Genomic DNA, 24,381 nt, shown 5'->3' with positions numbered 1-24,381 from the left:
TCGTCGTTACACATCTGGACCTCGAGGCACGGCTACTGCGTTACGGCGGCATACTGAATATTTACGCGGCCATTCCCCATGCATTGCATCCGCCGCAGGGCAATCCGGATCGGTCATTGTCGATCAGCATCCGTGAGTCACTTGGCTATGCATACGAAAGCGCGATTCCCGATGCCGCAGACTTTGATGTCGTCGTGCTCCCGTGCATGCCGCATTGCTACTTCGGATTCGACTATAAGGCATTGCCGTTTTCGACCACCCGCAGGGAGCATTTTGAAACGGCGCTGAAACTCGAGTACGACAGTGATGGTGAGCGCCAGTTCTGGTTCAGCTTCTACAGGTTCCCGACTGAATACGTGCTGCATCAACTGATACCCAACTACTCGCAGACATTGATCAACGTGGTGCTGGATCGCAGCAACCGCTTGCTCCACGTGCCGAAATTGCCAAGAGAGCTGCACAATTTCCTGTCCTACGAAATTTTGGGACGGGGAGGGCAATGCTCGGTGATGCTGGCCGAAGGTGTGCGGGCAATCACGCTGATAAAGTACGATGATGCGCCGTCGATGTCCTGGGCATTGAGTGCAACCTGGCTGGCTGAGAGCGACGTGAAAATTGAAGGGGCTCGTGTGCAGTTGGGCGCGATCCAGGTCCATGTCCCTGACAAGTCGCCTTTGCTTGTGCAACTGGACAAGCAGTCGTATCAGGTGGACTGGGAGCAGGGGGAGCTGCTCATCTCTGATATCTCGATCGGCTCGGGCGATAGTGCTTCCTCTGCACAGGCGTCCCTGCGCGAGCATGCGCGCTCCATGCGTCTGGCCGGTCGCTACACGACTGTACGGGATTTTCCTGTCCCCTACAGCGATCCCCTCGAGCCGGTTTACACCACGGCCCAATACGACCGCAGCGAAGACCGTTTCCTGTTTGTCCGTGGCCTGGATCCGGCCTATCAGAAAGCCGCTTGCCTGGGCGCCATTGTCGACAAGTACGCGTATTACTATGTCCCTGACGAAGTCCTGATCTGGCGCACGGATGTGGCCACCGGGCAGGTCAACCGGATTTACCGGTTGATGGATCCAGTGCCGGGCTCAAGAATTTCGGCCTTCCAGGAACTGGAGGGAGGGTTGATGCGGATCGTTCAGAAAGTCGTGTTGCGTAACGGTCGTGACATGAAGATGACTTACCTGCTCGGCGCAAATGACCTCTCGCTGTTTTCTGTCATTGGCCCACTGACCGAGGGCCAGAAGGCATTACTGCAACGCAAGAGCACCGTCTCCCTTTCGTATTTCTTTTGGGATTACGAATTGATGGTCCGCGACGAGAAACTCGCGCCTTTCGAGGCAGTGAGTGTTGTGGATTATCAATGCGCCCCGCTGACTTCGATCACCTATTGGCATGACGATTCTCGCAATCCCGTCAATCTCTGGTTGCGACGGGATGACGGGCTCGTGATCCGGCCGAACGTGGGAGCAGGCTCAGGCAATCTGATTTTACTTAACACCCAGGACGCCGACGGCGATACGTTTCTGTTCTTTGATCAGCTCCATCGCAGTCTCTACCGACAGCGGGTGACGGCGCAGAACGACGAGCTATCCGCGCCTGCTGCAAAGATTCTGCCTCACGAGGTGGTCGAGGTGTTTTTCCAGGAGCAGCGCCACATTGCGCTCACCCGGAACGGGATGCTGTATCAACTGAGCAGGACTGATGAGTCGCAGCTGGTTGCGCTGAACAAGGATTGGCTGGCACAGGCCGCATCGACCGCCGGTGACGGTTTTGAATGGCACACGAGCGTTGCGGCACTTGCCGAAGAGACGGCTACCGACGGTTTTGAAGTGTCCGGTGTGCAGAATGTCCCCGGCAATGCGTTCCTGCGTGTCTGGTGCCTGGAACGACGCATGTTGATTGCCGACACAAGGGAGAGTCAATCCATACAGCTATTGGCGCAGACCCCAGACAAAAAGGCTGCCTGGTTATGGGATTCGGCCTCAGGGCAGGTCTATCGTCAGCCCTTCATGGAGCCCGAAGCGTTTGCGGCGGCCTTTGCCAATGGCACGCGCCTGTTGCATGGAGATCGGCTGCCGGCAATGCAGCGGGTGGCTGTGCAATGGGCTTTCACCCGGATCGCACCCGAAGGCGCGGGATTGCGTGGTTTGACCCGAGAGCATGTGTGGGTCGAGCTGTTTGAGGGTGACGCGCCTCGTATTGTCGGTGTAGAAAGCGATTTCTTCTTTGGTCTTGGCACCCGGCAGGCGCGGGAAAACAAGCTGCTCCAATTGATTGCGGGCCGCTCCTGCGCGCCCGTTTTGACCGCGGGCAGATTCGATGATCTCTTTGCCTGGTATGACACAGGTACCCATCGCCTGTACTACTCGACCGTACAAACCAATGGGCATTGGCCTGCTTATCTGGGCGCGCGCGATGGCGAAATTGCGTTACTGCACAATACCGTCACCCGCAGGGTGTTCAGTAACAGAAACGGTGCGTGGCTGGTGCCGGACCATGATGTCTGGATGTATGCAGACACGATGAGTCGAACGGCCCAAGTGATGACGATCCGGACCCGGGACAACATCGAGGACTTGCTGATGTTGATTCCGGACGGTGTCACCACACTGGTGCTAGGACTCAAAGGCTGGATGACTTGCATGATCTCAGAAGCCGCCTGGTTACGGCTCGACTGCCTGATTATCGACTTCCATCAGAAGGAGTCCCAACAGCGCCAATTGGTCGTGCAACTGCCGCCTATGGATCACTGGCAGATCACGTTGGCCGAGGGGCATCTGTTGCTGACCGATCCAGATGACGGGCGTAGCCTGATTTTTCGAAACGTCGAATCCGCCGGAGCGGTATCGCGGGACACGTTTAATCTGCTGATCAATGTTTCCGGCGATCCGCTGTTCGTCACCCTTGAGGAGCTGATACTGGACCTGGAGGTGGGTGTCAGTCTTGATCTGGTGAAGCTGCTGAAGAAGGTAGGCGAGGCGTAGACCCGGAAACAGGCAATCGGCCTCCGGTATCAAGCGAGGCTGCGGGATTGATCCCCGCAGCCTTTTTCATGGGACACCTGGCACCAGATAGCCCTTCACCCCGGTAAAAATAATCTGTGCCGCCAGCGCACAAACGAACAACCCCATTAACCGGCTGACAATCTGCAGGCCCTGATCGCCAAGAATCCGTTCTATTCGGCTGGACAGATAAAGCACCACGCCGACGGTGAAACTGGCCAGCGCAATGCTGAGGATGGCCGTCAGCTTGTCATCCCAGTGGGGCTGACTCACGCCCATGACCAGCAGAGCTCCGATGGTACCGGGGCCGACCGTCAGGGGGATGGTCAACGGGACGATGGTCACGTCCTGTTGCACGTTGTCGGTCTGCACCGCCGACTTGCCTTGAGCCATGCCGAGTGCCGAGATGAACAGCACGCTGCCGGCACCGATACGGAACGCGTCTACGGTAATGCCGAAGACACTGAATATGACCCGCCCGAACAGGTATAGCAAAACGCTGGAAACCAGCGTGGCGACCGCTACTTTCCAGGCCAGGCGTCGCTGCTCCTTGCGCGAATAACCGCGGGTCAGGCTGATGAAGCAGGACAACACGAAGAACGGGCTGTAGAGCACCAGCATCTTCAGGTAAACGCTGAACAACACGTGGAGCATGATTTCGGCTCACAGCGGCAGATGGACAGAGCGGAGTCTATCAGTCGGTTTAATGTTTGGGGGGATGGCGTGAGGAAACGGGGGTAAATGTAAGTTGTTGAGGTGGAAGTTTGTTAGTTGACGAAATGTTGATATCAACAGGTTACATGTTCTTGTTTGGCGTTTTTTCTTTCTTTGGTTATTGTTGTTTGGCGGGTTCAAGAAGAGCCTGTTTTAATTAATAAGGAATTGGTAATGAATATTCATAATGTCGAAGATTGCGCTGTAGCCGAATGTATTCATCGTTTGGAAAATTATGAGCTGGATGGCGCTGAAGTTATGCGCCCTCGCAGTTTTTCGGTACCGGTTGTCAATGAGCCCGGCAAAGGTTCCATCGTGGGTGAGGGCATCTTGTCCTTTACCGGCAACTTGAGTGAGCAAAATCGGGAAGATGTTCAGCACGCCTTTCTATTCGCGAGTCTGGTCGCAAACAAAAAGTTCCCGTACGAGTATCAGGGCAAGGAATGGTATTACCAGTTCCTGGAAGTCATGACTAATGCAGGCTGGCTGCCGACCAGTAAGTACTACAACGACATGAACATCAGCGGTAACACCGTACGGATGGATCAATTGGTGCTGGAGATCCTCGGCGGTGTGGTTGCCGGGCTTGCCGTGCCTGGCTCGGCCTCCGTCCTGATGCTGAAGGTGGCAGGCGATGCAATCACCGCATTGAAAAAGCGTGAGACCGCATTGACCCTGTATGAGCGCAACATGCTGGATAACGGTGTGGGCGGTATGGCGGCCGGCACCTGCACCGAAGTCAACGGTGAAGTCACCATGGCATTGGGTACTGTTCGTTTCATCCGCAAGAACACCGCAAAGCAAGTGCTGTTCATGGATTGGGACTCCCGCGAGGTGAAACTGTATCGCGGTGACTCTGTCTTCAGGAAAGTGCCTTATATCGTCGAGCAAACCCGCGACACGATTCGTACAAAACTTGGCTTGAATGCGAAAACCAAGATCGAAGATTACGAGATCTGATCGAATGTTTTAAAAAGGGCGGTCGCTTCTCGGTCGTCCTTTTTTCATTGAGGGTTTGTTATGGCTCAGCTATACAACTTGTTGGCGGTGGGTAATGCCGTTGTTGCTTTGTCGGATATTGAAAAAATATCGGCTTATGATGATGTCGTACATTCAAGTCTGCTGGCGCAATTGGTTGCCAACAAAAAAATCGAAAGCATGAAAGTTGAAAGCTGGTATGACGCTTATGTTGCGGTGCTGGATGATTTCTGGATCCGCAACTTGAAGTTTCGCCAGGACTTTTCTCTCAACGGGCTAAACGCCTCTTCCGCGCTTGAATGGGCCTTGGCTGCAATGGCAAATAGCGGTGGTGAAGATCATGCTCTTGGCGGGTTTTTGGCGTATGCGGCGCAATTGCCGTGTTATGTCCCTGCCATCCAGATCTGGCCCGAGCAGTGTTGTGAAGATGAGATGCAAGTACCTCGTTCACCGCTCAAGGCTGTGCGCCTGCTGGCGATTGTGGGGCAAAGCCCGACCTCGATCAGCAGCATTTATCTCGAATTCAAGACCCGGCAGGCGCTGACCCTGAATCCGTGGTCGCAGCGTTTTGAGGTCGATGAAGTAGAAGGTCAGGTGTGCGTGCGATACGCACGGGCGAATCTGTCCGAAACCCTCTACGCGTTATCCCGAGAGGCGATTACCCACAAGCTCGGGAATCGATTGGCGGACAACGTGGCGCTGCTGGTCGAGAAGGTCGATATGGGGCAGTGATACGTCCTGCCCGATTGTTGAAACCACTTTCGGGCACCGGACTGCATCGTCAGAACGTCGAAGCCGTACGATTCTGCTGATCACGTTGGGCAACCCAATGCTCGATCAGGTCGCGCAGTTGTGACAGCTCGACCGGTTTGGCCATGTGCCCGTCCATGCCCGCCTGGCGCGCGCGCTCTTTGTGCTCGGCGAGGATGTGTGCGGTCAACGCCACCACGGGGGTGCGAATCCGCTGGTTGCCGACTTCCCAGGCACGCAGTTGCTGGGTGGCGGAGAAACCGTCGAGGATCGGCATTTCACAGTCCATCAGCACCAGGTCGTAGCGCTGGGCTTTCATCGCCACCAGGGCTTCTTCGCCATTGCTGGCGGTGTCCGGTTGCAGGTTGAGTTTGCCCAGCATGCCACGTATGACCTTGGTCGAGATGCTGTTGTCTTCGGCCACCAGAATGCGGAAATCGCTGGGCACCTTGACCGGAAGGGTAGGGCCGGTGGGCAGCTGCTGCGAGACAGCCTGGCCGTTGTTCCGCTGGTTCAGCTCGTCCGCCAGTGTGGTCTTGAGGGTATAGCCGGCCACTGGTTTGGCGAGGATGCGTTTGATCCCGGAGTTACGCGCGATGATCTTGCTCGGTGCGTTGCTGATGCCAGTGAGCATGATCAGCAGGATGTCGTGGTTCAGGCTCGGGTCTTCCTTGATCTTGGCTGCCAGTTGCATGCCGGTCATGCCGGGCATGTTCTGGTCCAGCAGGACCACGTCGAAGTAGTCGCGCAAGTGCGCCTTGGTGCGCAATAACGCCAGGGCCTCCTTGCCGGAGGGCACGGCGCTGACGTTCAGGCCCCAGGCGCTGCACTGCTGCACCAGCACCTTGCGACAGGTGTCGTTGTCGTCCACGATCAATACGCGCGCGCCTTGTAACGGGCTGTCGAGGTCCGAGGTCGGATGTTCGAGACGGTCAGGGTCCAGTGGCAGGGTCAGCCACAATGTGCTGCCTTGATTGGCGCCGCTCTTGATACCGAACTCGCCTTGCATCAAACGGATCAGCTGACGGGCAATCACCAGCCCCAGATTACCCCCCAGGCTGGTGGCCGAGAGGAAGTGCTTGCTGTGCAGTTCGGCATGCATCAGCGCGTCGCGTTCTTCAGCCTCCATCGGCTGGCCGCTGTCCTGCACGGCGATGCGCAGCCTCGGTTTGGCGCTGCGTTCATCCAGAGCGACGACAATCAGGATCTCGCCTTCGTCGGTTTTCTTCAGGGCGTTTTCCAGCAGGCTCAGGAGGGTCTGGCGCAGGCGCGTCGGATCACCGCTGATGACCCGTGGTACCTGCGGCTGGATAAAGCTGATCAGCTCGACGTTCTGCTGTTCGGCCTTGGCGCGGAAGATGCTGAGGCAGTCTTCGATCAGGGCGTTGAGGTCGAATTGTACGTCGTCCAGTTCGATCTGCCCGGACTCGAGTTTGGAGATGTCGAGAATTTCGTTGATCAGCGTCAGCAATTCGTTGCCGGCGCTGTGGATGGTCTGCACATAGTCTCGCTGCTTGACCGACAGTGGCGTGCCCAGCAGCAACTCGGTCATGCCCAGCACGCCATTCATCGGGGTGCGGATTTCATGGCTGATCTTCGCCAGAAATTCCGCCTTGGCGTTGATCTCGGCATTGCTGGCGGCCAGGTCGCGACTGACGCTGAAGCGGTCTTCGGTGATGCTGCGCTGTCGCTCGCCCAAGGCGATACTCATCAACAGGCCGCTGATACAGATAAACACCAGCAGAGTGATGATCAGGCCTTGCGGGGCAACAAGGGTCAGCCCCTGCAGCGCCGGCAGGATAATCAATGTGCCAAGGTTGAATACCACCATGCCCGCCACGAACAGGCGCGCCGGGCGATAACCTTTTTGCCAGTGATGAGCACTGACGAACAACATGCTCAAGCCGGCCAGGGCAACCAGCACGTACGTAATCAGGTTCAGCGGCAGCGTGTTGACGAACAATAACAGCAGGCCGCAGACCACGATGAGCAGGATGTCTCCCAGCAGCAGTTTGTTCAGCGGGTGCGGGCCGAGCGGGGCGAAGAAACGGTAGGCGAACATCAGGCCGCAAGGCGCGGTGAGCAGCAAGGCGAGGTAGGCGCCGGGGGTCTGCATGGCGTGCCAGTTCGGCAACCATGGCCCAGCCAGGTTCAGCAGCAGTATCAGGCTGAGTAACAACAGCCCTTCACACGCCGCCAGCCAGAGGCTGCTGCGCGAGCGGGTGTAGGCGTAACGGGTCAGGTTATGCAGGATCAGCATCCCGATGCAGCCAAAGAGCAGGCCGTAGATCAGCGCCTGGTGCTGAGTGGACGCGGTAATGACTGCCGATTGCAAAGTGATGTAAGGCCGCAACTGGTGTTCGGAGACCAGTCGCAAGTAGACATCGAGGGTTTTGTCGCTTTGTGGCATGGGCAGCATGAAGTCGCTGCTGGGCAGGGGGCGCTCTGCCTGAGGCTGCCCACTACCGGTATTCAACTGGTCGATCAGTTGGTCGCCGTCGAGCACATACACATTGAGGTGCGACAGGTCCGGTGCGAACACCCGCAGCAACTGTTCGTGTTTGCCGGGCGCGAGCCTGAAACGCAGCCATAGCGCACCCTCGGGCCCGGCCGCGGTGAGGCGTTCGAGTTCGATGGGGCTGAATTGGTTGGTGTAGCGGCTGGAGCGGATATCGCTCAGCTGCAGATCGCCCTGTTCGTCAAGCAATACTGCCCAGCCACTGCCTTGCGCGGCTTGGGCCGGGAGCATGCAGAGCAAGGTCAGCAGAGTGACGGTGAAGCCTATGGCGATCCTGAGCCAGCGCACGGCGAAATCCCTTCGTAGGTTGATGCCAGAATATAACTATGCGCGGCACCGGAATAGTCAGGCAAGGGCCGCAAGCCCTTGCCTGGCCGAATGGATGGCTTATTCCTGATTTTCGCCACGCTCGCGGGCAATGGCGCGGTAGCCGATGTCCTTGCGATAGAAGCAGCCTTCCCAGTCGATTTTAGCTGCCAACTTGTAAGCCTGCTGCTGGGCTGTGTCGACGCTGGTGCCCATGGCGGTGGCGCACAGCACTCGACCACCGGCCGTCACCACCTGACCGTCCTTGAGTGCAGTGCCGGCGTGGAAGACTTTGCCTTCCAGTGCCGCGGCTGCATCCAGACCGTTGATGGCGACGCCTTTGGCGTAGTCACCCGGGTAACCGCCAGCAGCCAATACGATGCCGACGCTCGGGCGTGGATCCCATTGTGCTTCGACCTTGTCCAGCGCTTGCGCCAGGGCAGCTTCAACCAGCAGCACGAGGCTCGACTGCAAACGCAGCATCACCGGTTGGGTCTCAGGATCGCCGAAACGGCAGTTGAACTCGATGACTTTTGGGTTACCAGCCTTGTCGATCATCAGGCCGGCATAGAGGAAACCGGTGTAGACATTTCCTTCCTCGGCCATGCCGCGCACGGTCGGCCAGATCACCAGGTCCATGACCCGCTGATGGACTTCGGCCGTGACGACCGGTGCCGGAGAGTAGGCACCCATGCCGCCGGTGTTCGGACCGGTGTCGCCGTCACCGACGCGTTTGTGGTCCTGGCTGGTGGCCATCGGCAGTACGTTCTTGCCGTCGACCATGACGATGAAGCTGGCTTCTTCGCCGTCCAGGAACTCTTCGATCACCACGCGGGAGCCGGCATCGCCAAATGCGTTGCCTGCGAGCATGTCGCGCACCGCGTCTTCGGCTTCGCCCAGGGTCATGGCCACGATCACGCCTTTACCGGCAGCCAGGCCGTCGGCCTTGATCACGATCGGTGCGCCTTTTTCACGCAGGTAAGCCAGGGCAGGCTCGATCTCGGTGAAGTTCTGATAATCGGCGGTCGGGATCTTGTGGCGCGCCAGGAAGTCCTTGGTAAAGGCTTTCGAACCTTCCAGCTGAGCAGCGCCCGCGGTCGGGCCGAAGCAATCCAGGCCACGGGAGCGGAACAGATCGACAACACCGGCGACCAGCGGCACTTCCGGGCCGACGATGGTCAGGGACACGTTCTTCTCGGCAAAGTCAGCCAGTTGCTCAAGGGCCAGCACGTCGATGGCGACATTCTCGCACTTGGCTTCAATGGCGGTGCCGGCGTTGCCCGGGGCAACGAAAACTTTCTGCACGCGCGGATCCTGAGCCACTTTCCAGGCCAGGGCGTGTTCACGGCCACCGCTGCCAATGATCAAAACATTCATTTCAAAAACCTCGGATGACGCTAATTCTGTTTTAGAACCTAAAGCGCTTCACGCCGTAGGAGGTCGCAATGAAGCCGGTAGATGCAAGGCGGAGTCGACCTCGATGAGCGGAGTTGCCTTTTGGCAATGAGCATCATCGAGGTCGGCTCCAGCGCAGCGGATGCCGGGTTCAGTGCGGCCGTTGTCTTATTAGTGACGGAAGTGGCGCATGCCGGTGAATACCATGGCGATGCCGGCTTCATCGGCAGCAGCAATCACTTCGTTATCACGCATCGAGCCACCTGGCTGGATCACCGCGGTGATACCAACCTTGGCCGCGTTGTCGATGCCGTCGCGGAACGGGAAGAATGCATCCGACGCCATGACCGCGCCCTGCACCTGCAAGCCTGCGTGTTCAGCCTTGATCGCGGCGATACGCGCGGAGTTCACGCGGCTCATCTGGCCGGCGCCGACACCGATGGTCTGACGGTTCTTGGCGTAGACGATGGCGTTGGACTTGACGTACTTGGCGACTTTCCAGGCGAAGATCAGGTCATTGATTTCCTGTTCGGTCGGCGCGCGCTTGGTCACCACTTTCAGGTCTTCGCTGCCAATCATGCCGATATCGCGGCTCTGCACCAGCAAACCACCGTTGACGCGCTTGTAGTCCCAGGCCGGAACGCGGTCGGCCGACCACTCGCCGCAGGCCAGCAGGCGTACGTTGGCTTTGGCTGCCACGATGGCGCGAGCTTCTGCGCTGACGGATGGGGCGATGATCACTTCGACGAACTGACGCTCGACGATGGCCTTGGCGGTTTCAGCATCCAGCTCGCGGTTGAACGCGATGATGCCGCCAAACGCCGACTCGGTGTCGGTGGCGTAGGCCAGTTCGTAGGCCTGACGGATGCCGCCTTCGGCGTCCGGGCTCACGGCCACGCCGCACGGGTTGGCGTGCTTGACGATCACGCAGGCCGGCTTGACGAAGCTCTTCACGCATTCCAGCGCGGCGTCGGTGTCGGCCACGTTGTTGTACGACAGCTCTTTGCCTTGCAGTTGGGTCGCGGTGGCGATGCCGACTTCGGCAGGCTTGGCTTCAACGTAGAACGCCGCGCTCTGGTGCGGGTTCTCGCCGTAGCGCATTTCCTGGGCCTTGATGAACTGGCTGTTGAAGGTGCGCGGGAATTCGCTGCGGCCTTCTGTGCTGAGGGTTTCAGCCGCCTGGTTCACGGTGCCCATGTAGTTGGCGATCATGCCGTCGTAGGCAGCAGTGTGTTCGAAGGCCTTGAGCATCAGGTCGAAACGCTGTGCGTAGGTCAGGCCGCCGGCCTTGAGGCTTTCCAGGACGTTGGCGTAATCGCTGGCATTCACCACGATGGCCACGTCTTTGTGGTTTTTTGCCGCCGAACGAACCATGGTCGGGCCGCCGATGTCGATGTTCTCGATGGCGGTCGGCAGATCGCAGCCTGGCTTGTTGATGGTGGCTTCGAACGGGTACAGGTTGACCGCTACCAAGTCGATCGGCTTGATGCCGTGCTCGTTCATGATGGCGTCGTCGATACCGCGACGACCGAGGATCCCGCCGTGGATTTTCGGGTGCAGGGTTTTCACCCGACCGTCCATCATTTCTGCGAAACCGGTGTAGTCGGCGACTTCCACTGCGGCAACGCCGTTGTCGCGCAGCAGCTTGAACGTTCCGCCGGTGGAGAGGATCTCGACGCCCAGGGCTTCAAGCTCCTTGGCGAATTCAAGGATCCCGGTCTTGTCGGAAACGCTGATCAAGGCGCGGCGGATCGGCAGGCGGGTAGTCTGGTCGGTCATCTCAATTTCCATCAAAAGCAAGGGAAGTCAGCAAAAAAGGCGACCGGTTTTACGCGGGCGCCTTTCTGGTTTGATTGAATGCTTACAGCAAATCGTACTGCTTGAGTTTCTTGCGCAGGGTGCCCCGGTTCAGCCCGAGCAACTCACTGGCTTTGGTCTGGTTGCCCTTGACGTAGTTCATCACGCACTCGAGCAGGGGAGCCTCGACTTCGGAGAGCACCAGGTTGTACACATCCGTGACGGCAGCGCCCTCAAGGTGGGCGAAATAATTGTGCAGCGCCTTCTCGACACTCCCGCGAAGGGTCTGGCCTTCTTCGCTCGGCGTATTGAGGTGCTGTTTCAAATTTACGTTGTCGCTCACGGGTGTTGTTCCACTCACTAAAGTCTCGGTCATCATCGTCATGCGGCCACCCCTTCTCCGTCCCCTGTCAGGCTCTTGTAACGTTCGGCGAAGAAGGCCCGAACGTAGGCGCATTGTGCTTCCGTATCTTCCAAACGATTGAAGTGGGCGCGGAACTCCCTGGCGCCCGGCAAGGTTGCGAGATACCAGCCCACGTGCTTGCGAGCTATGCGCACGCCCATGACGTCGCCATAGAAGGCATGCAGCGCGGCCAGATGCTCAAGCAGAATATGTTCCACCTCGATCAGTTCCGGTGCCGGGAGTTTTTCGCCGGTACGCAGATAATGGTCGATTTCACGAAAAATCCATGGCTGCCCCTGGGCAGCCCGACCTACCAACAGGCCATCGGCACCAGTCGCGTCGAGCACGTACCGGGCCTTCTCGGGCGAATCGATATCGCCGTTGGCGAAGACCGGAATCGACACCGCCTGCTTGATCGCGGCAATGGTGTCGTACTCGGCTTCACCGGTGTATAGATCGGCACGGGTGCGGCCATGCACCGCCAACGCCGTAATGCCTGCCTGTTCGGCGATCTTCGCCACCGTCAGGCCGTTCTTGTGTTCCCGGTCCCAGCCGGTGCGGATCTTCAGGGTGACCGGCACATCGACTGCGGCCACCACGGCCTGCAGGATCTCGGTCACCAATGTTTCATCTTTCAACAGGGCGGAGCCGGCGGCCTTGTTGCAGACCTTCTTCGCCGGACAGCCCATGTTGATGTCAATAATCTGTGCGCCCAGCTCCACATTGGCCCGGGCCGCATCCGCCAGCATCTGCGCATCGCCACCGGCGATCTGTACCGAGCGGGGCTCGGGATCGCCTTCGTGAATCATGCGCATCCGCGATTTGCGGGTGTTCCACAAGCTCATGTCGCTGGTGACCATTTCCGAGACTACAAGACCCGCGCCCAATCGCTTGCACAGCTGACGAAAGGGCTGATCGGTGACACCCGCCATGGGGGCGAGAATCAAGCCGTTGTGCAATGTATATGGACCGATGCGTACCGCCGACATAGGACTTCCCTGTTGTGGGGCCGGATCATGAGAGTTCGAAAAAGGGTTGGCATGATACCCGCTCTCGATGACTGGATAAAGGCTGAATTGAACAAAATCTGAACAGTAATTTTGTTATCGCCAGCGGTTTGGTAGGAGCGATCAACGTCAGGAATAGGCCGTCAAGCCTGTAACGCTTGAGTGTTTCACTCGGGAGAGTGGAAGCTCAGGCTGTAGTTCACCGCTTTGGGGCCAGGGTCGAGAATGTCCAGTGCGATGTGGATCGGCGTTTGTGGCGGCATTTCCGCCAGCCCCTCGAGATCGCCATTGAGGTACTCGCCAGGCTTGAAACGACGGCTGGCGATCAGGTGGCCATTGAGGTCGGCAAAGCGCAGCTCCAGCAGCGGGAAGGGCTGGGAGAAGGGCGCGCGATTATAGATGATTGCATCGACCACCAGCGCGCCATTGAAGTCCGGGTGGCTGCGGACCACCAGATTGCTGCTTTTGACTTTTGCAATGTCGACCTTGGACGGCACGGTGCAGCCGATGTGTGGGCACAGTTGCTGGAACCAGGGACGGTACTGGTCCTGACGCGCCAGTTCGTCAAAGTGGTAAGCGACGTATTGGCCAACGAGGGCGGCGGCACTGAGCAGGATCAACACCAGCCAGAAGAAGCGCCGGCCCCAGGGTGAGCGCCGTCTTTGCCAGTCGAGTTGCAACGGGTCGTCGGCCAGGTCCTGCAACACCTCTGCGCGCAGGGCCGGTTCGCTGCGTTCGCGTCGCTTGCGCAGGGGCTCGACCGAGGGCAGGTCGTCGTCGATCTCATCGGTGGTCGCCGACAGGCCGCCAAAGGAGATCGGCGCGTCGAGCGGATCGTGCAGGCGCAGCTGCGGCACCTTGGGTTCGTCGTCCGGCTCTTCGGGCTCCAGGGACAGCGAAGGCTCGGTGCGCGAGTGTTTGCCTGGCTCGATAGTCGGTTCTGGTGTGGATTTGTCGGCAGTTTGCGCGCGGTCGCTGGCCGAGTCACTGAAGAGGCTGTCGGACCAGGGCGCTTCGTCGTGTTCGGCGCTATCGCGGCGAGCGCTGAGGCTGTCTTCGCGGGGCCGGCCGAGTTCCGTCGCCGGCTGGATTTCCCGCTGTTCCAGCCGGGCGAGTTCTTCGTCCAGATCCAGGCTGTCCAGATCCATTTCGGCAGCGGTCCATTGCTTTTGGCTGATGGCTCGCTGTACGGGCGGTTCGGCGGGCGCCGATGCAACCGGTTTGACTGTCTCCTTGCCGGCCCGCTGCTCGAGCAATTGCCTGGCGGCGTTGAACACCTGCAAGCACGAGCCGCAGCGAACCACCCCGCGGGCAACGCTCAACTGAGCATGGCTGACGCGGAAGCTGGTTTGGCAATGCGGGCACTGGGTGACGAAGCTGTCGGTCATGCGGCAATCCGGTTTATGCAGGCGCTCATTCTAGCGCCGACGGCCAGTGATGCGTACCCAGCCATCGCGATTGGCGATCGGGTCCAGATCGAAGTCTTGGGCGTAGGCGGCGGCGACTTCCTCACCTTGCTCGGCGAGGATGCCCGACAGCGCCAATCGACCGCCTGGCTTGACCAGGCTGGACAGTTGCGGTGCCAGGGAAACCAGCGGGCCGGCGAGGATGTTGGCGACCAGCACATCGGCCTGAACCGGCGGCAGATCTTCCGGCAGGTACAGCGGGAACAGCGCGTCGGCAATGTGGTTGCGCCCGGCGTTGTCACGGGAGGCTTCCAGCGCCTGTACGTCGATGTCGGTGCCGACGGCTTCCTTGGCGCCCAGCAACAGGGCGGCAATCGCCAGAATCCCCGAGCCGCATCCGAAATCGAGCACGTTGCAACCTTTCAGGTCCTGGCCGTCGAGCCATTCCAGGCACAGCGCGGTGGTCGGGTGAGTGCCGGTGCCGAACGCCAGGCCCGGGTCGAGCAGCAGGTTCACTGCGTCAGGCTCAGGTGCGGCGTGCCAGCTCGGGACGATCCACAGGCGCTGGCCAAAGCGCATTGGCTGGAAACCGTCCATCCAGCTGCGTTCCCAGTCCTGGTCTTCGATCACTTCGCTGTGATGCTCGGGCAACGGGCTGCCGGTCAGCAGCTCGAGGTGGGCCAGCACGCTGGCAGCTTCGGTGCCGCCTTCGAACAGGGCCAGCAGGTGCGTGTGCGACCACAGCGGGGTGGTATTGAGTTCCGGCTCGAAGATCGGCTGATCTTCGGCGTCCATGAAGGTCACCGACACGGCGCCCACTTCAAGGAAAGCGTCTTCGTAGGTTTCGGCTTGTTCTGGGCTGATGGCGAGACGGACTTGCAGCCAAGGCATGGCGGGCACCTTTGAAAAATATTGATTGCAGCCTAGCGGGCTGCGAGAAGCACGCAAGTTTACGCGAGCGCGAGGCAGAAGACGACCGGGTAGCCAAGGATCAGGTGTGAACAAATCACCTGTGGCGAGGGGGCTTGCCCCCGTTCGGCTGCGCAGCAGACGCAAAACCATTCAGCCGCGCAGCATCAGGAAAATCCAGATCGACGGTTTTGGGACCGCTTCGCAGTCCAACGGGGGCAAGCCCCCTCGCCACAAGGGTTTTATGTTTAGCAATCTCCAGAAACAACAAAGCCGCTCGAAAGCGGCCTTGTTGGTATGGATCACAGCTTAATGCTTTTCGCCAGCCAGCTTGTGTTCCAGGTAGTGGATGTTGACTCCGCCTTTGCAGAAGCCAGCATCACGGACCAGATCACGGTGCAGCGGGATGTTGGTCTTGATCCCATCGACAACGATTTCGTCCAGCGCATTGCGCATGCGCGCCATGGCTTCGTCACGGGTTGCGCCGTAGGTGATCAGCTTGCCGATCAACGAATCATAGTTTGGCGGAACGGCATAGCCACTGTACAGGTGCGAATCGACGCGAACGCCGTTGCCGCCTGGGGCATGGAAATGCTTGACCGTGCCTGGGCTAGGCATGAACGTTTTCGGGTCTTCGGCGTTGATCCGGCATTCCAGCGCGTGACCGCGGATGACCACGTCATCCTGAGTGAACGACAGCTTGTTGCCGGCGGCGATGCTGAGCATCTCCTTGACGATGTCGATGCCGGTGACCATTTCCGATACCGGATGCTCTACCTGGACACGAGTGTTCATCTCGATGAAGTAGAAGCGGCCGTTCTCGTACAGGAACTCGAAAGTGCCCGCGCCACGGTAGCCGATGTCGATGCAAGCCCTGACGCAGCGTGCGAGGACTTCCTCGCGCGCGTTCTCGTCGATGCCCGGTGCCGGCGCTTCTTCGAGAACCTTCTGGTGACGACGTTGCAGCGAGCAGTCGCGGTCGCCCAAATGGATGGCGTGACCCTGGCCGTCGGAAAGCACCTGGACTTCCACGTGGCGTGGGTTGGTCAGGAATTTTTCCAGATAGACCATCGGGTTGCCGAACGCTGCGCCCGCTTCGGAGCGGGTCAGTTTCGCCGAAGAGATCAGGTCTTCTTCTTTGTGCACCACGCGCATGCCCCGACCACCGCCGCCGCCAGCGGCTTTGATGATCACCGGATAACCGACTTCGCGACCGATGCGCAGCGCGGTTTCTTCGTCTTCAGGCAGTGGGCCGTCGGAACCCGGAACGGTTGGAACGCCTGCGGCGATCATGGCGTGCTTGGCCGATACCTTGTCGCCCATCAGGCGGATGGTGTCGGCTTTCGGGCCAATGAACGCAAAGCCGGAGTTCTCGACCTGTTCGGCAAAGTCGGCGTTTTCCGCAAGGAAACCGTAACCTGGGTGAATGGCGGTAGCGCCGGTCACTTCAGCGGCGGCGATGATGGCCGGAATGTGCAGGTAAGAGTGTGCGGCGGAGGCCGGACCGATGCAGACGGATTCGTCTGCCAGGCCCAGGTGCATCAACTCTTTGTCGGCCTTGGAGTAAACGGCGACGGTCTTGATGCCCATTTCCTTGCAGGCACGCAGAATCCGCAGGGCGATCTCACCGCGGTTGGCGATCAGAACTTTTTCCAGCTTCGCAGTCATCGAAGGCTCTCCGCGATTCAAACGATGGTGAACAGCGGTTGGTCGTACTCAACCGGCTGGCCGTCTTCAACGAGGATGGATTCGATCACACCGCTGGATTCAGCTTCGATGTGGTTCATCATCTTCATGGCTTCGACGATGCACAGCGTGTCGCCTTTCTTCACGGTCTGGCCGACTTCAACGAAGGACGGCGAGGACGGCGAAGATTTGCGATAGAAAGTGCCGACCATCGGCGAACGGGCAACGTTGCCGTTCAGCGTTGGGGCGGCCGGCGCGGCAGGAGCAGCAGCGGCAGCGGCAACAGGAGCTGCAGCAACAGGCGCAGGCGCCGGAGCATGCATCGGCGCTGGAGCGTAGTACTGCTGAGCCGGCGTCTTGCTGTGACGGCTGATGCGTACGGACTCTTCGCCTTCCTTGATCTCAAGCTCGTCGATGCCGGACTCTTCCAGCAATTCGATCAGTTTCTTAACTTTACGGATATCCATGAATCATCAACTCCCAAGGGTCGGTCAGGGGCGTTTAACGCTTGTTGTTCAAGCCGTTGCCTGTCTTTCAAGCTGCTCTAGTGCGGCCTCCAGGGCCAGTCGATAACCGCTGGCGCCAAGGCCGCAGATCACTCCCACCGCTACATCGGAGAAGTAAGAGTGATGGCGGAAAGGTTCGCGTTTGTGCACGTTAGACAAATGCACTTCGATGAATGGGATGCTCACCGCCAGCAGCGCGTCACGTAATGCGACACTTGTGTGTGTAAAAGCTGCTGGATTGATCAGAATGAAGTCCACACCTTCGCCGCGGGCAGCGTGAATGCGGTCGATCAATTCGTACTCGGCGTTACTTTGCAGGTAAAGCAAATGGTGGCCGGCATTGCGTGCCCGCTGTTCCAAATCCTGGTTGATTTGCGCCAGGGTGGTTGCACCGTAGACGCCCGGTTCCCGGGTGCCCAGCAGATTCAGATTCGGGCCGTGCAAAACCAATAGGGTCGCCATCTGCTGCTCCTTTGTGATCTGTATGCAATTGTCAGAACCCGGCGACTATGCCGCAAAGTCTTTGTGACTGTCCAGTTCTCTGCAATAGCCAGCACGATGACCGATGTTTGCGCGAAATATATGACCGAGTGATTAAATCCGGTCATTCGCTTTGGCGACACGTTCGGCGAAGTCCGCGGCGTTAATCTCGCCGATCACCCGCACATCGGCACGTTCGCCCCCGTCCTTGCCGAAAAACATCAGCGCCGGTGGGCCGAACAGCTTGTAGCGGTCGAGCAAAGCGCGTTGTTCGGTGTTGCTGGCCGTGATGTCGAAACGGATCAGTCGATAGCCCTTAAGGCGTTCGATGACGTTGGCATCGGTGAGCACTTCGTGTTCGATGACTTTGCAACTGATGCACCAGTCGGCGTACCAGTCGAGCAGCAGCGGCGTGCCGGCGGCTTTGGCTTCGGCGAGGACGCGGTCCAGTTCGGCTGGAGTGGTAATGGTTTGCCAATTGCTGGTGTTTTGCGGTTGGCTGCTGCCTGCAACAATACGTGGTTGGCCGATGGGGTTGAGTGGATCGGTCTGGCCGCTGAACGCACCGTACCAACAGGCCAATGCGTAAAACAGCAGGAGGATCCCGAGCAATTGCCCCAGGCGTTCTCGCGGTGGTTTGTAGGCGAACTCCAGCGCGCCCATAAACAATCCGACACCACCGGCGAGCAGGCCGATCAACAGCAAGGTGATCTGGCCCGGCAATACTCGGCTGAGCAAACCGATCGCCAACCCCAGCAGCAGCACACCAATCGCGTTTTTCACGTAGATCATCCACGGCCCGCTTTTCGGCAGCCAGGCCGCGCCGCCGGTCGCCACCAGCAACAACGGCGCCCCCATGCCCAGGCCGAGCATGAACAATTTCAAGCCGCCGCCCAGAGCATCGCCGCTGGCGCTGATGTACAGCAGCGCGCCGGCCAGCGGGGCTGAGACACAAGGCGAAACCAGCAGGCTGGACACCACGCCCAGCACCGCCGCGCCCCACAATGAGCCACCTTCGGTACGCCCGGCGATCCGGTCCAGGCGGCTGCTGATGGCGTGGGGCAGTTTCAGCTCGAATACACCAAACATGGCCAGGGCAAACACGGCGAAAAACAGTGCGAACGGCACCAGCACCCAAGCCGATTGCAAGCGCGCCTGAAGATTCAGCTGCGCGCCGAACATTCCCATCAAGGCCCCGAGCAGGGCGAAACAGGCGGCCATCGGCAGCACGTACGCCAGCGACAGGTTAAAGCCACGTAAACCGCCGACCTGCCCGCGCAGGACTACACCCGAGAGGATCGGCAGCATCGGTAGCACGCAGGGGGTGAAGGTCAGGCCAATGCCTGCGAGGAAAAACAGCGCCAGTTCGCGCCAGCTCCAGGCGGTGGTCGCGGCGCCGCTGCCATCAATACTCAGGCGCTCGGTCTCAGGCGGATAACACAGGCCTTTGTCGGCGCAGCCCTGATAAGTCACGGCCAGCGTAAAGGCGCGGGAGTCAGTGCGCGGCAGTTCTACATCGAGAATCCCGTGATAGACCTCGACGTCGCCGAAGTACTCATCGTGCTTCTGTTCGCCCTTGGGCAATTGCGCCGCGCCGAGGCCAACATCGGCCGGTTCGGCGCGAAACTGAAAGCGATGGCGATAGAGGTAGTAACCCTCGGTGGCGACGAAGCGCAGTTTGATCGATTGCGGCGTGCTTTCTACCAGGCTCAACTGAAAGGCTTCGCGCACCGGCAGGAAGTCGGCACTGTTGTTGATCGAGCCCAAGGTGGAACTGGGCCGACTGTCCAGCAACCCGGCGGCGGAGGCCGGCAGGGCGAACACTAAAAACAGCAGGCAGAGCAAACGGCGCATGACAATCTCGCGTATCGGAATTGGGGGCATGATAGCGGACGGCGACGCGTGTTGCCTCGTAACCCGGATCTGTAGGCGCGAGGCTTACGCGCGAAGAACGATAATGCGGTTTAACAGGGGAACCGTGTAATCGTTCCTTCGCGGGCAAGCCTCGCTCCTACGGCAATCCGCTGGAGTGGTTGCACAAGTTGATTGTTACAGGGGTGTAGGTGTTGTCGGTATGCCGAAACAGCGTGCTGCTGTGGTACTCATAGACTTCCTGGTTGGTCGACACATGGATGACCGAGCCTTGGATATCGGCCTTTATAGCTGGATCTCGGGTGACCAGAAACGGACCGGCAGTCTTGAGTTCAGACGCTATCTGTTCGTCGGATGGCAGTTCGCGATAGACATAGTATCGATAGCTGAACGGCACTGTCGCTCCGCCTCGATCATCCTTGACGCCGTAGATGAAGCCGTGTTCACCAAGGGGCAGTTTGAGTACCACATCGGTCAACACCGGGGTGCTGGAAGACAAAAGCCATGTCCAGCCGATGTAAGCCAGGCATACCGCCAGCAGGCAGGTGGTGACTATTGTGTATGCCGTTCTTTTAGTAGTTCCTGAACCGGGCATACCTGACTAACACCAATCCGTTAGGCCGTAATGCGATCTGTAGCAGCTGCCGAGCTCGCGAGGCTGCGTTCGGCTGCGCAGCAGTCGTGAATACCGCTGATGCGGTCTGCCTGACGTTCCGCGACTGCTTTGCAGCCGAACGCAGGCTTCGCCAGCTGCTACAAAGAGTGTGTCGCGGCTGAAAATGGAATTAGTCATACCTGACTCCTTTTTTGATCCATTCCTGATCCGCAGGATCATCGCCAAAAGGAGCCTTGTTCCACCAGCTTTCTTTTTAAACCCGAAATGCCTGCACCGCTGTATGCAACTGCCCACCCAGTGTCAGTAAATGTTCGCCTTGGCTGCGCCCTTCACCAATCCTCAGCAAGTTATCCCCACCCAATTGATGAATCCGCTCACTGTGATCGCGGATCTCGCTGACAGCGCCGCTCTGTTGGGCGGTGACATCGGCGATGCGCACGGCGGTGTCGGCAATGGTCTGGATTGCCCCGACGATTTTATCCAGCGCACCGTCAGCCGCTTGGGCCTGGTTGGCCGTGGCCTCGGCGTGTTCTACCTGGGCGCGCATGCCTTCGACCGATTGCCGCGCGGCGGTTTGCAGGCCGGCGATCAGTGTCTGGATTTCGGCCGTGGCGCCGGCAGTGCGTTGCGCCAGTGAGCGAACCTCTTCGGCCACCACGGCAAACCCTCGGCCCATTTCCCCGGCGCGGGCCGCTTCGATGGCGGCATTCAGGGCCAGGAGGTTGGTCTGGTCGGCTATCGAACGGATCACCGTCAGCACGCCGCCGATGGTCGCCGACTCTTCGGCCAGATGTTCGATCATCTGCGCGTTGCCTTGCACTTCACCCACCAGCGCATGCAGCCCGGTGAGGCTCAGGCCGATCACTTTCTGACCGTGCTCCACCGCAAGCCCTGCATGACGACTGGCGTCCGCCGCCTGGCTGGCATCGCCGGCGACTTGTTGAATCGTCGCCTCCAGTTCACCCAAAGAGTCACGGATCAGTGCCGTGTCGCCGGCCTGATGCTCGGCGCCGCTGTGCAGGTCATTGCTCAGATCGGCCAACGTTCGGCTGCTGCCGGCGACTTGCTCGGCGTTGAGCCTAATGGTGCCCACCAGGTCGACCAGATAAGCGCGCAAGCGGTTGAGCGAGGTTTGAATGTCATGCAGTTCGCGGTTGGTCGCGCCCAATTCAATGTCGCGGCTGAAGTCACCCTCGGCCCAGGTCGACAGCGCCGGGGCCAGGTTGGTCAGCGTTCGGGCCAGGCGTCTCTGTAAGGTGTCGATGAGCAATGCGATCAGCAGGATCAGCCCGATCATCACCCCTTGCATCAGTCGCACTTCGCCCTGGATCTGCCCGTGCTGGGCGCGCACCACAGGTTCCATCCCGGCGATGGCCTGTTGCACGGCGGTGATTTTCAGGTGCGTCGCGGCACTGAGGTCGGTGCGTTTCTGGATCTGTTCGCGGGTACGCGCCAGTTCGGCCGGGTAGCGGGTGAGCAGGCTGTTGAGTTCGCGTTTGAGGCCGACCCCGGCATCTTCGGCGACGGTTTTCTCGGTGTTCTCAAGCCCCATCATCGCGGCGAAATCGTCGGTATTCGATTCATTGCTAGTGGTTACCCCCAACAGTGGCAGGGTCTCCAGTTGTTCAGCCTGAATGCGGAAGTTGGCGACTTCGCGCTCTACATCGGCGGCCAGTTCGCTGCGCCCGCTGCTAACCAGTTTGCCTCGGGCCAGGGACAGTTTGCCCAAGTGCCGGGAGGCGGCGAGCAAAGGCGTCAGGTACGCCGCGTTGCCGCTGGCGTACTGGCTGAGCTGATCAAGGCTGGCGCCGAGTTCGCGTTCGGCTTGCAGCAACAGGGCTTGTGGATCGCCGGCGAGTTTGCCGGCGGCCAGCAGATCGGTCTTGCTGAACTCATCCAGGTTCGACAGGCTGGGGCGCAAGGTGTCGGCCAGTGCCGGCGGCAACTCGCTGAGTGCCTTTTGCAGGCTGCCGATGGCCTGGCTGGCGCTGCTCAGGCGCAGGGCGTCACCGCTGGCCAGGTAATCCTCGACGTTACGCGCCACTTCATTTTGAAACTGTTGGGACAGGCCCAGGTAACGCTCCATCAACAGGTAGGGGCGTTCCAGGGCTTTTTGCGACCACCAGAGGGTAGCGCCGAGGGCTACGCAAACGGCGACCAGAAGGAGAGTATTGAGATTGGTCAACAGCTTCAGGCGCATCGTGGTCTACCAACGGCAGAATGGTAAGTGCCTGAAGTTATTGCGTTTGTGTTACAGGGTTATGACCGAATGGGTCGATTCCGATGAAAAAGTGGCACTTTGCTTTGACTCCCGCGCGGCTTGCACGCGGTTGCGTCCGCCGTCCTTGGCGCGGTACAGCGCCTCGTCTGCCTGGCTGGCCATTAGCAGGCTGTCGGAGTCTTCACGCAATTCGACGACGCCGGCGCTGAAGGTGCACCAGAGGTCCTGGGGCTGGGCCGGGTAGTGAATTTCGGCAAAGCGCTGACGAATTTCATCGAGTACCTTGCAGGCCGATTCGAGGTCGGTATCCGGCATGACGATGGCAAACTCTTCACCGCCGTAACGGCCGATGAAGTCGGTCTTGCGCAACCGCTGCTTGAGAAACAGTGCCAGGCTCTTGATCACCCGGTCGCCCATGGGATGGCCGTGGCTGTCGTTGACCCGTTTGAAGTGGTCGATATCGAGCATCGCAAAGCTCAGCGGCTTGTTCTCGCGACGGGCGCGGAATGAACAGTCTTCGAGCAATTGCAGGATATGTGTGTGGTTGTACAGGCCGGTCAGGCTGTCGCGAACCATCCGCGCTTTCAGATTGCGCGCCCGCGCCGCGCGGTTGCGCACGGTGGTGATCAGGTGTCGCGGCTTGATCGGCTTGGTCAGGAAGTCATCGCCGCCCTCGCTCATGGCGTCGAGCTGTTTGTCCAGATCGTCTTCGGCCGACAGATAAATGATCGGCACGCTGACATAGCGGTCGTTGTGCCGGATCACCTTGGCCAGTTCAGTGCCGGTGCAGGCCGGCATGTACATGTCGAGGATGATCAGGTCCGGTTGGAAATCCGCCAGTTCGGCCATGGCCTGGATCGGTTCGATCAAGGTCCGCGTGACGATCCCGGCGCTGTTGAGCAGGCGCTCGGTGTGCAAGGCCTGGGCGCGGGAGTCGTCGATGATCAGCACTTTATAAGGTTCGTACTGGGCGACGCAGGTCAGGACTTCGATCTTTTCCAGCAGGCTCGAGGCTTCGAGGGTGCCGGTGAGAAATTCCTGGCCGCCGGCGCGCACGGCGGCGAGGCGGGTCGGGGTATCGGTTTCGTGCAGGCTGAAAAACAACAGCGGCAAGGGCTGCTCGAGGCCTTCCTGGGCTTCGGCCGCCAGTTTCAGGCCGATGCCGGCGCCACTGAAGTCGACGTCCATGACGATCGCCGCTGGCAAACGTTCGACCATCGAGGAGCGGAACGCGGCGACACTGTCGAGGGATTGAGCACTGAGCCCGAAAAATTCAAGTTGTTTGGCCAGCCGTTCGGCCCGGTCGTGATCCTGCAGCATCACGTAGATCGGCTTGCGCAGTGGCGGCAAAAAGGTTTGTTCGAACTGATCACCATGGCGCAGGCCAGTGCGGGACAGCCGCTGCATCAGGCGATTGAGGTCGGTGATCAGCCCGCTGCTCAGGCGTCCGCGATTGGCGTCGACCGCTTCGAGCGATTGGCCGATATGGCGCGCCAACTGGGTGTGTTCCGGTTGTTCGAAACGTTCGGCAAAGCGCAACAGGCGCAGATTGGCCTCACTCAGCTCCGACAAGTCAGTGGTAGACCATTCGTTGCGTTGCAGGCGTTGCCATATCTCAAGGATCTGACGTGCCTGATGAATTACCCGCTGGGCAAAGTGGTGCTTGAGGCGCTCACGGCTGGGGTCTTCTGGCTCGGTCATATCCTGACTACTAGTTAGGGTGCATGCTGAGATCGACTGGTGGCTCTATGCTAGCACCTCTTTTCGATTGCATGAGTGTCGTACGTCAATAATCTGCAAAGCGACGTTATT

General features: G+C 59.4%; 18 protein-coding genes. 3 read left to right on the top strand and 15 right to left on the bottom strand.

Annotated elements, in window-relative coordinates:
* The first annotated feature begins 116 nt into the window (after positions 1 to 116).
* Complete coding sequence (locus ACZ9BB_RS20915; RefSeq protein WP_476215852.1) at positions 117 to 2,987, top strand: TcdA/TcdB pore-forming domain-containing protein; 2,871 nt, start codon at positions 117 to 119, stop codon at positions 2,985 to 2,987.
* A 66-nt stretch (positions 2,988 to 3,053) separates the two neighbouring features.
* On the opposite strand, the gene ACZ9BB_RS20910 is transcribed toward ACZ9BB_RS20915, so the two are convergent.
* Positions 3,054 to 3,659, bottom strand: a complete 606-nt coding sequence (locus ACZ9BB_RS20910; RefSeq protein ID WP_476215850.1) for a MarC family protein — start codon at positions 3,657 to 3,659, stop codon at positions 3,054 to 3,056.
* Between the two features lie 234 nt (positions 3,660 to 3,893).
* Between ACZ9BB_RS20910 and ACZ9BB_RS20905 the strand changes: the two genes are divergently transcribed.
* The gene (locus ACZ9BB_RS20905) at positions 3,894 to 4,679 is read left to right on the top strand and encodes a hypothetical protein (protein WP_476215848.1); all 786 of its coding nucleotides are present in this window, start codon (positions 3,894 to 3,896) and stop codon (positions 4,677 to 4,679) included.
* A gap of 60 nt (positions 4,680 to 4,739) precedes the next feature.
* On the top strand, positions 4,740 to 5,429 hold the full coding sequence (locus tag ACZ9BB_RS20900; RefSeq protein WP_476215846.1) for a hypothetical protein: 690 nt from the start codon (positions 4,740 to 4,742) through the stop codon (positions 5,427 to 5,429).
* 49 nt (positions 5,430 to 5,478) lie between these two features.
* Here ACZ9BB_RS20900 and ACZ9BB_RS20895 read toward each other — a convergent pair whose 3' ends face one another.
* From ACZ9BB_RS20895 to gcbA, 14 genes are all read right to left on the bottom strand, one after another.
* The gene (locus ACZ9BB_RS20895) at positions 5,479 to 8,253 is read right to left on the bottom strand and encodes a hybrid sensor histidine kinase/response regulator (protein WP_476215844.1); all 2,775 of its coding nucleotides are present in this window, start codon (positions 8,251 to 8,253) and stop codon (positions 5,479 to 5,481) included.
* A gap of 99 nt (positions 8,254 to 8,352) precedes the next feature.
* Entirely contained in the window at positions 8,353 to 9,648 is a 1,296-nt protein-coding gene (gene purD / locus ACZ9BB_RS20890; protein WP_305423797.1) for a phosphoribosylamine--glycine ligase, read from the bottom strand.
* 189 nt (positions 9,649 to 9,837) lie between these two features.
* Positions 9,838 to 11,445: a bifunctional phosphoribosylaminoimidazolecarboxamide formyltransferase/IMP cyclohydrolase gene (purH, locus tag ACZ9BB_RS20885; protein WP_476215842.1), complete on the bottom strand. Its 1,608-nt coding sequence runs from the start codon at positions 11,443 to 11,445 to the stop codon at positions 9,838 to 9,840.
* A gap of 82 nt (positions 11,446 to 11,527) precedes the next feature.
* Positions 11,528 to 11,848 carry a DNA-binding transcriptional regulator Fis gene (fis, locus tag ACZ9BB_RS20880; RefSeq protein ID WP_007907419.1) on the bottom strand — a complete coding sequence of 107 codons (321 nt, stop codon included), beginning with the start codon at positions 11,846 to 11,848 and terminating at the stop codon, positions 11,528 to 11,530.
* A complete protein-coding gene (dusB, locus tag ACZ9BB_RS20875) occupies positions 11,845 to 12,855 on the bottom strand; it encodes a tRNA dihydrouridine synthase DusB (protein WP_476215834.1) in 1,011 nt (336 codons plus the stop codon). The genes fis and dusB overlap by 4 nt, the downstream gene beginning before the upstream one ends.
* 185 nt (positions 12,856 to 13,040) lie before the next feature.
* On the bottom strand, positions 13,041 to 14,261 hold the full coding sequence (locus tag ACZ9BB_RS20870; protein ID WP_476215832.1) for a DUF3426 domain-containing protein: 1,221 nt from the start codon (positions 14,259 to 14,261) through the stop codon (positions 13,041 to 13,043).
* A 30-nt stretch (positions 14,262 to 14,291) separates the two neighbouring features.
* Positions 14,292 to 15,170: a 50S ribosomal protein L11 methyltransferase gene (gene prmA / locus ACZ9BB_RS20865; protein WP_476215830.1), complete on the bottom strand. Its 879-nt coding sequence runs from the start codon at positions 15,168 to 15,170 to the stop codon at positions 14,292 to 14,294.
* A 327-nt stretch (positions 15,171 to 15,497) separates the two neighbouring features.
* The gene (gene accC, locus ACZ9BB_RS20860) at positions 15,498 to 16,856 is read right to left on the bottom strand and encodes an acetyl-CoA carboxylase biotin carboxylase subunit (RefSeq protein ID WP_476215828.1); all 1,359 of its coding nucleotides are present in this window, start codon (positions 16,854 to 16,856) and stop codon (positions 15,498 to 15,500) included.
* Positions 16,857 to 16,873: 17 nt separating this feature from the next.
* Positions 16,874 to 17,341: an acetyl-CoA carboxylase biotin carboxyl carrier protein gene (accB, locus tag ACZ9BB_RS20855; RefSeq protein ID WP_476215826.1), complete on the bottom strand. Its 468-nt coding sequence runs from the start codon at positions 17,339 to 17,341 to the stop codon at positions 16,874 to 16,876.
* A 48-nt stretch (positions 17,342 to 17,389) separates the two neighbouring features.
* Entirely contained in the window at positions 17,390 to 17,842 is a 453-nt protein-coding gene (gene aroQ / locus ACZ9BB_RS20850) for a type II 3-dehydroquinate dehydratase (RefSeq protein ID WP_007937215.1), read from the bottom strand.
* A gap of 132 nt (positions 17,843 to 17,974) precedes the next feature.
* Positions 17,975 to 19,714, bottom strand: a complete 1,740-nt coding sequence (locus tag ACZ9BB_RS20845) for a protein-disulfide reductase DsbD (protein WP_476215824.1) — start codon at positions 19,712 to 19,714, stop codon at positions 17,975 to 17,977.
* A 157-nt stretch (positions 19,715 to 19,871) separates the two neighbouring features.
* Entirely contained in the window at positions 19,872 to 20,231 is a 360-nt protein-coding gene (locus tag ACZ9BB_RS20840) for a hypothetical protein (RefSeq protein WP_476215822.1), read from the bottom strand.
* Positions 20,232 to 20,601: 370 nt separating this feature from the next.
* The gene (locus ACZ9BB_RS20835) at positions 20,602 to 21,645 is read right to left on the bottom strand and encodes a methyl-accepting chemotaxis protein (RefSeq protein ID WP_476218369.1); all 1,044 of its coding nucleotides are present in this window, start codon (positions 21,643 to 21,645) and stop codon (positions 20,602 to 20,604) included.
* Positions 21,646 to 22,599: 954 nt separating this feature from the next.
* On the bottom strand, positions 22,600 to 24,270 hold the full coding sequence (gene gcbA, locus ACZ9BB_RS20830; protein WP_476215820.1) for a diguanylate cyclase GcbA: 1,671 nt from the start codon (positions 24,268 to 24,270) through the stop codon (positions 22,600 to 22,602).
* Between the last annotated feature and the right edge of the window lie 111 nt (positions 24,271 to 24,381).

This window comes from Pseudomonas sp. TE3552 (assembly GCF_056278945.1).
The sequence above is the reverse complement of the archived record's forward strand: the minus strand, read 5'-3'. Positions and strand labels throughout refer to the sequence as shown.

Coding starts and splice junctions, on each gene's coding strand:
- ACZ9BB_RS20910 (WP_476215850.1), bottom strand. CDS start 3,659: ATGCTCCACGTGTTGTTCAGCGTTTACCTGAAGATGCTGGTGCTCTAC.
- ACZ9BB_RS20905 (WP_476215848.1), top strand. CDS start 3,894: ATGAATATTCATAATGTCGAAGATTGCGCTGTAGCCGAATGTATTCAT.
- ACZ9BB_RS20900 (WP_476215846.1), top strand. CDS start 4,740: ATGGCTCAGCTATACAACTTGTTGGCGGTGGGTAATGCCGTTGTTGCT.
- purD (WP_305423797.1), bottom strand. CDS start 9,648: ATGAATGTTTTGATCATTGGCAGCGGTGGCCGTGAACACGCCCTGGCC.
- purH (WP_476215842.1), bottom strand. CDS start 11,445: ATGACCGACCAGACTACCCGCCTGCCGATCCGCCGCGCCTTGATCAGC.
- fis (WP_007907419.1), bottom strand. CDS start 11,848: ATGACGATGATGACCGAGACTTTAGTGAGTGGAACAACACCCGTGAGC.
- dusB (WP_476215834.1), bottom strand. CDS start 12,855: ATGTCGGCGGTACGCATCGGTCCATATACATTGCACAACGGCTTGATT.
- ACZ9BB_RS20870 (WP_476215832.1), bottom strand. CDS start 14,261: ATGACCGACAGCTTCGTCACCCAGTGCCCGCATTGCCAAACCAGCTTC.
- prmA (WP_476215830.1), bottom strand. CDS start 15,170: ATGCCTTGGCTGCAAGTCCGTCTCGCCATCAGCCCAGAACAAGCCGAA.
- accC (WP_476215828.1), bottom strand. CDS start 16,856: ATGACTGCGAAGCTGGAAAAAGTTCTGATCGCCAACCGCGGTGAGATC.
- accB (WP_476215826.1), bottom strand. CDS start 17,341: ATGGATATCCGTAAAGTTAAGAAACTGATCGAATTGCTGGAAGAGTCC.
- aroQ (WP_007937215.1), bottom strand. CDS start 17,842: ATGGCGACCCTATTGGTTTTGCACGGCCCGAATCTGAATCTGCTGGGC.
- ACZ9BB_RS20845 (WP_476215824.1), bottom strand. CDS start 19,714: ATGCGCCGTTTGCTCTGCCTGCTGTTTTTAGTGTTCGCCCTGCCGGCC.
- ACZ9BB_RS20835 (WP_476218369.1), bottom strand. CDS start 21,645: ATGATCGGGCTGATCCTGCTGATCGCATTGCTCATCGACACCTTACAG.
- gcbA (WP_476215820.1), bottom strand. CDS start 24,270: ATGACCGAGCCAGAAGACCCCAGCCGTGAGCGCCTCAAGCACCACTTT.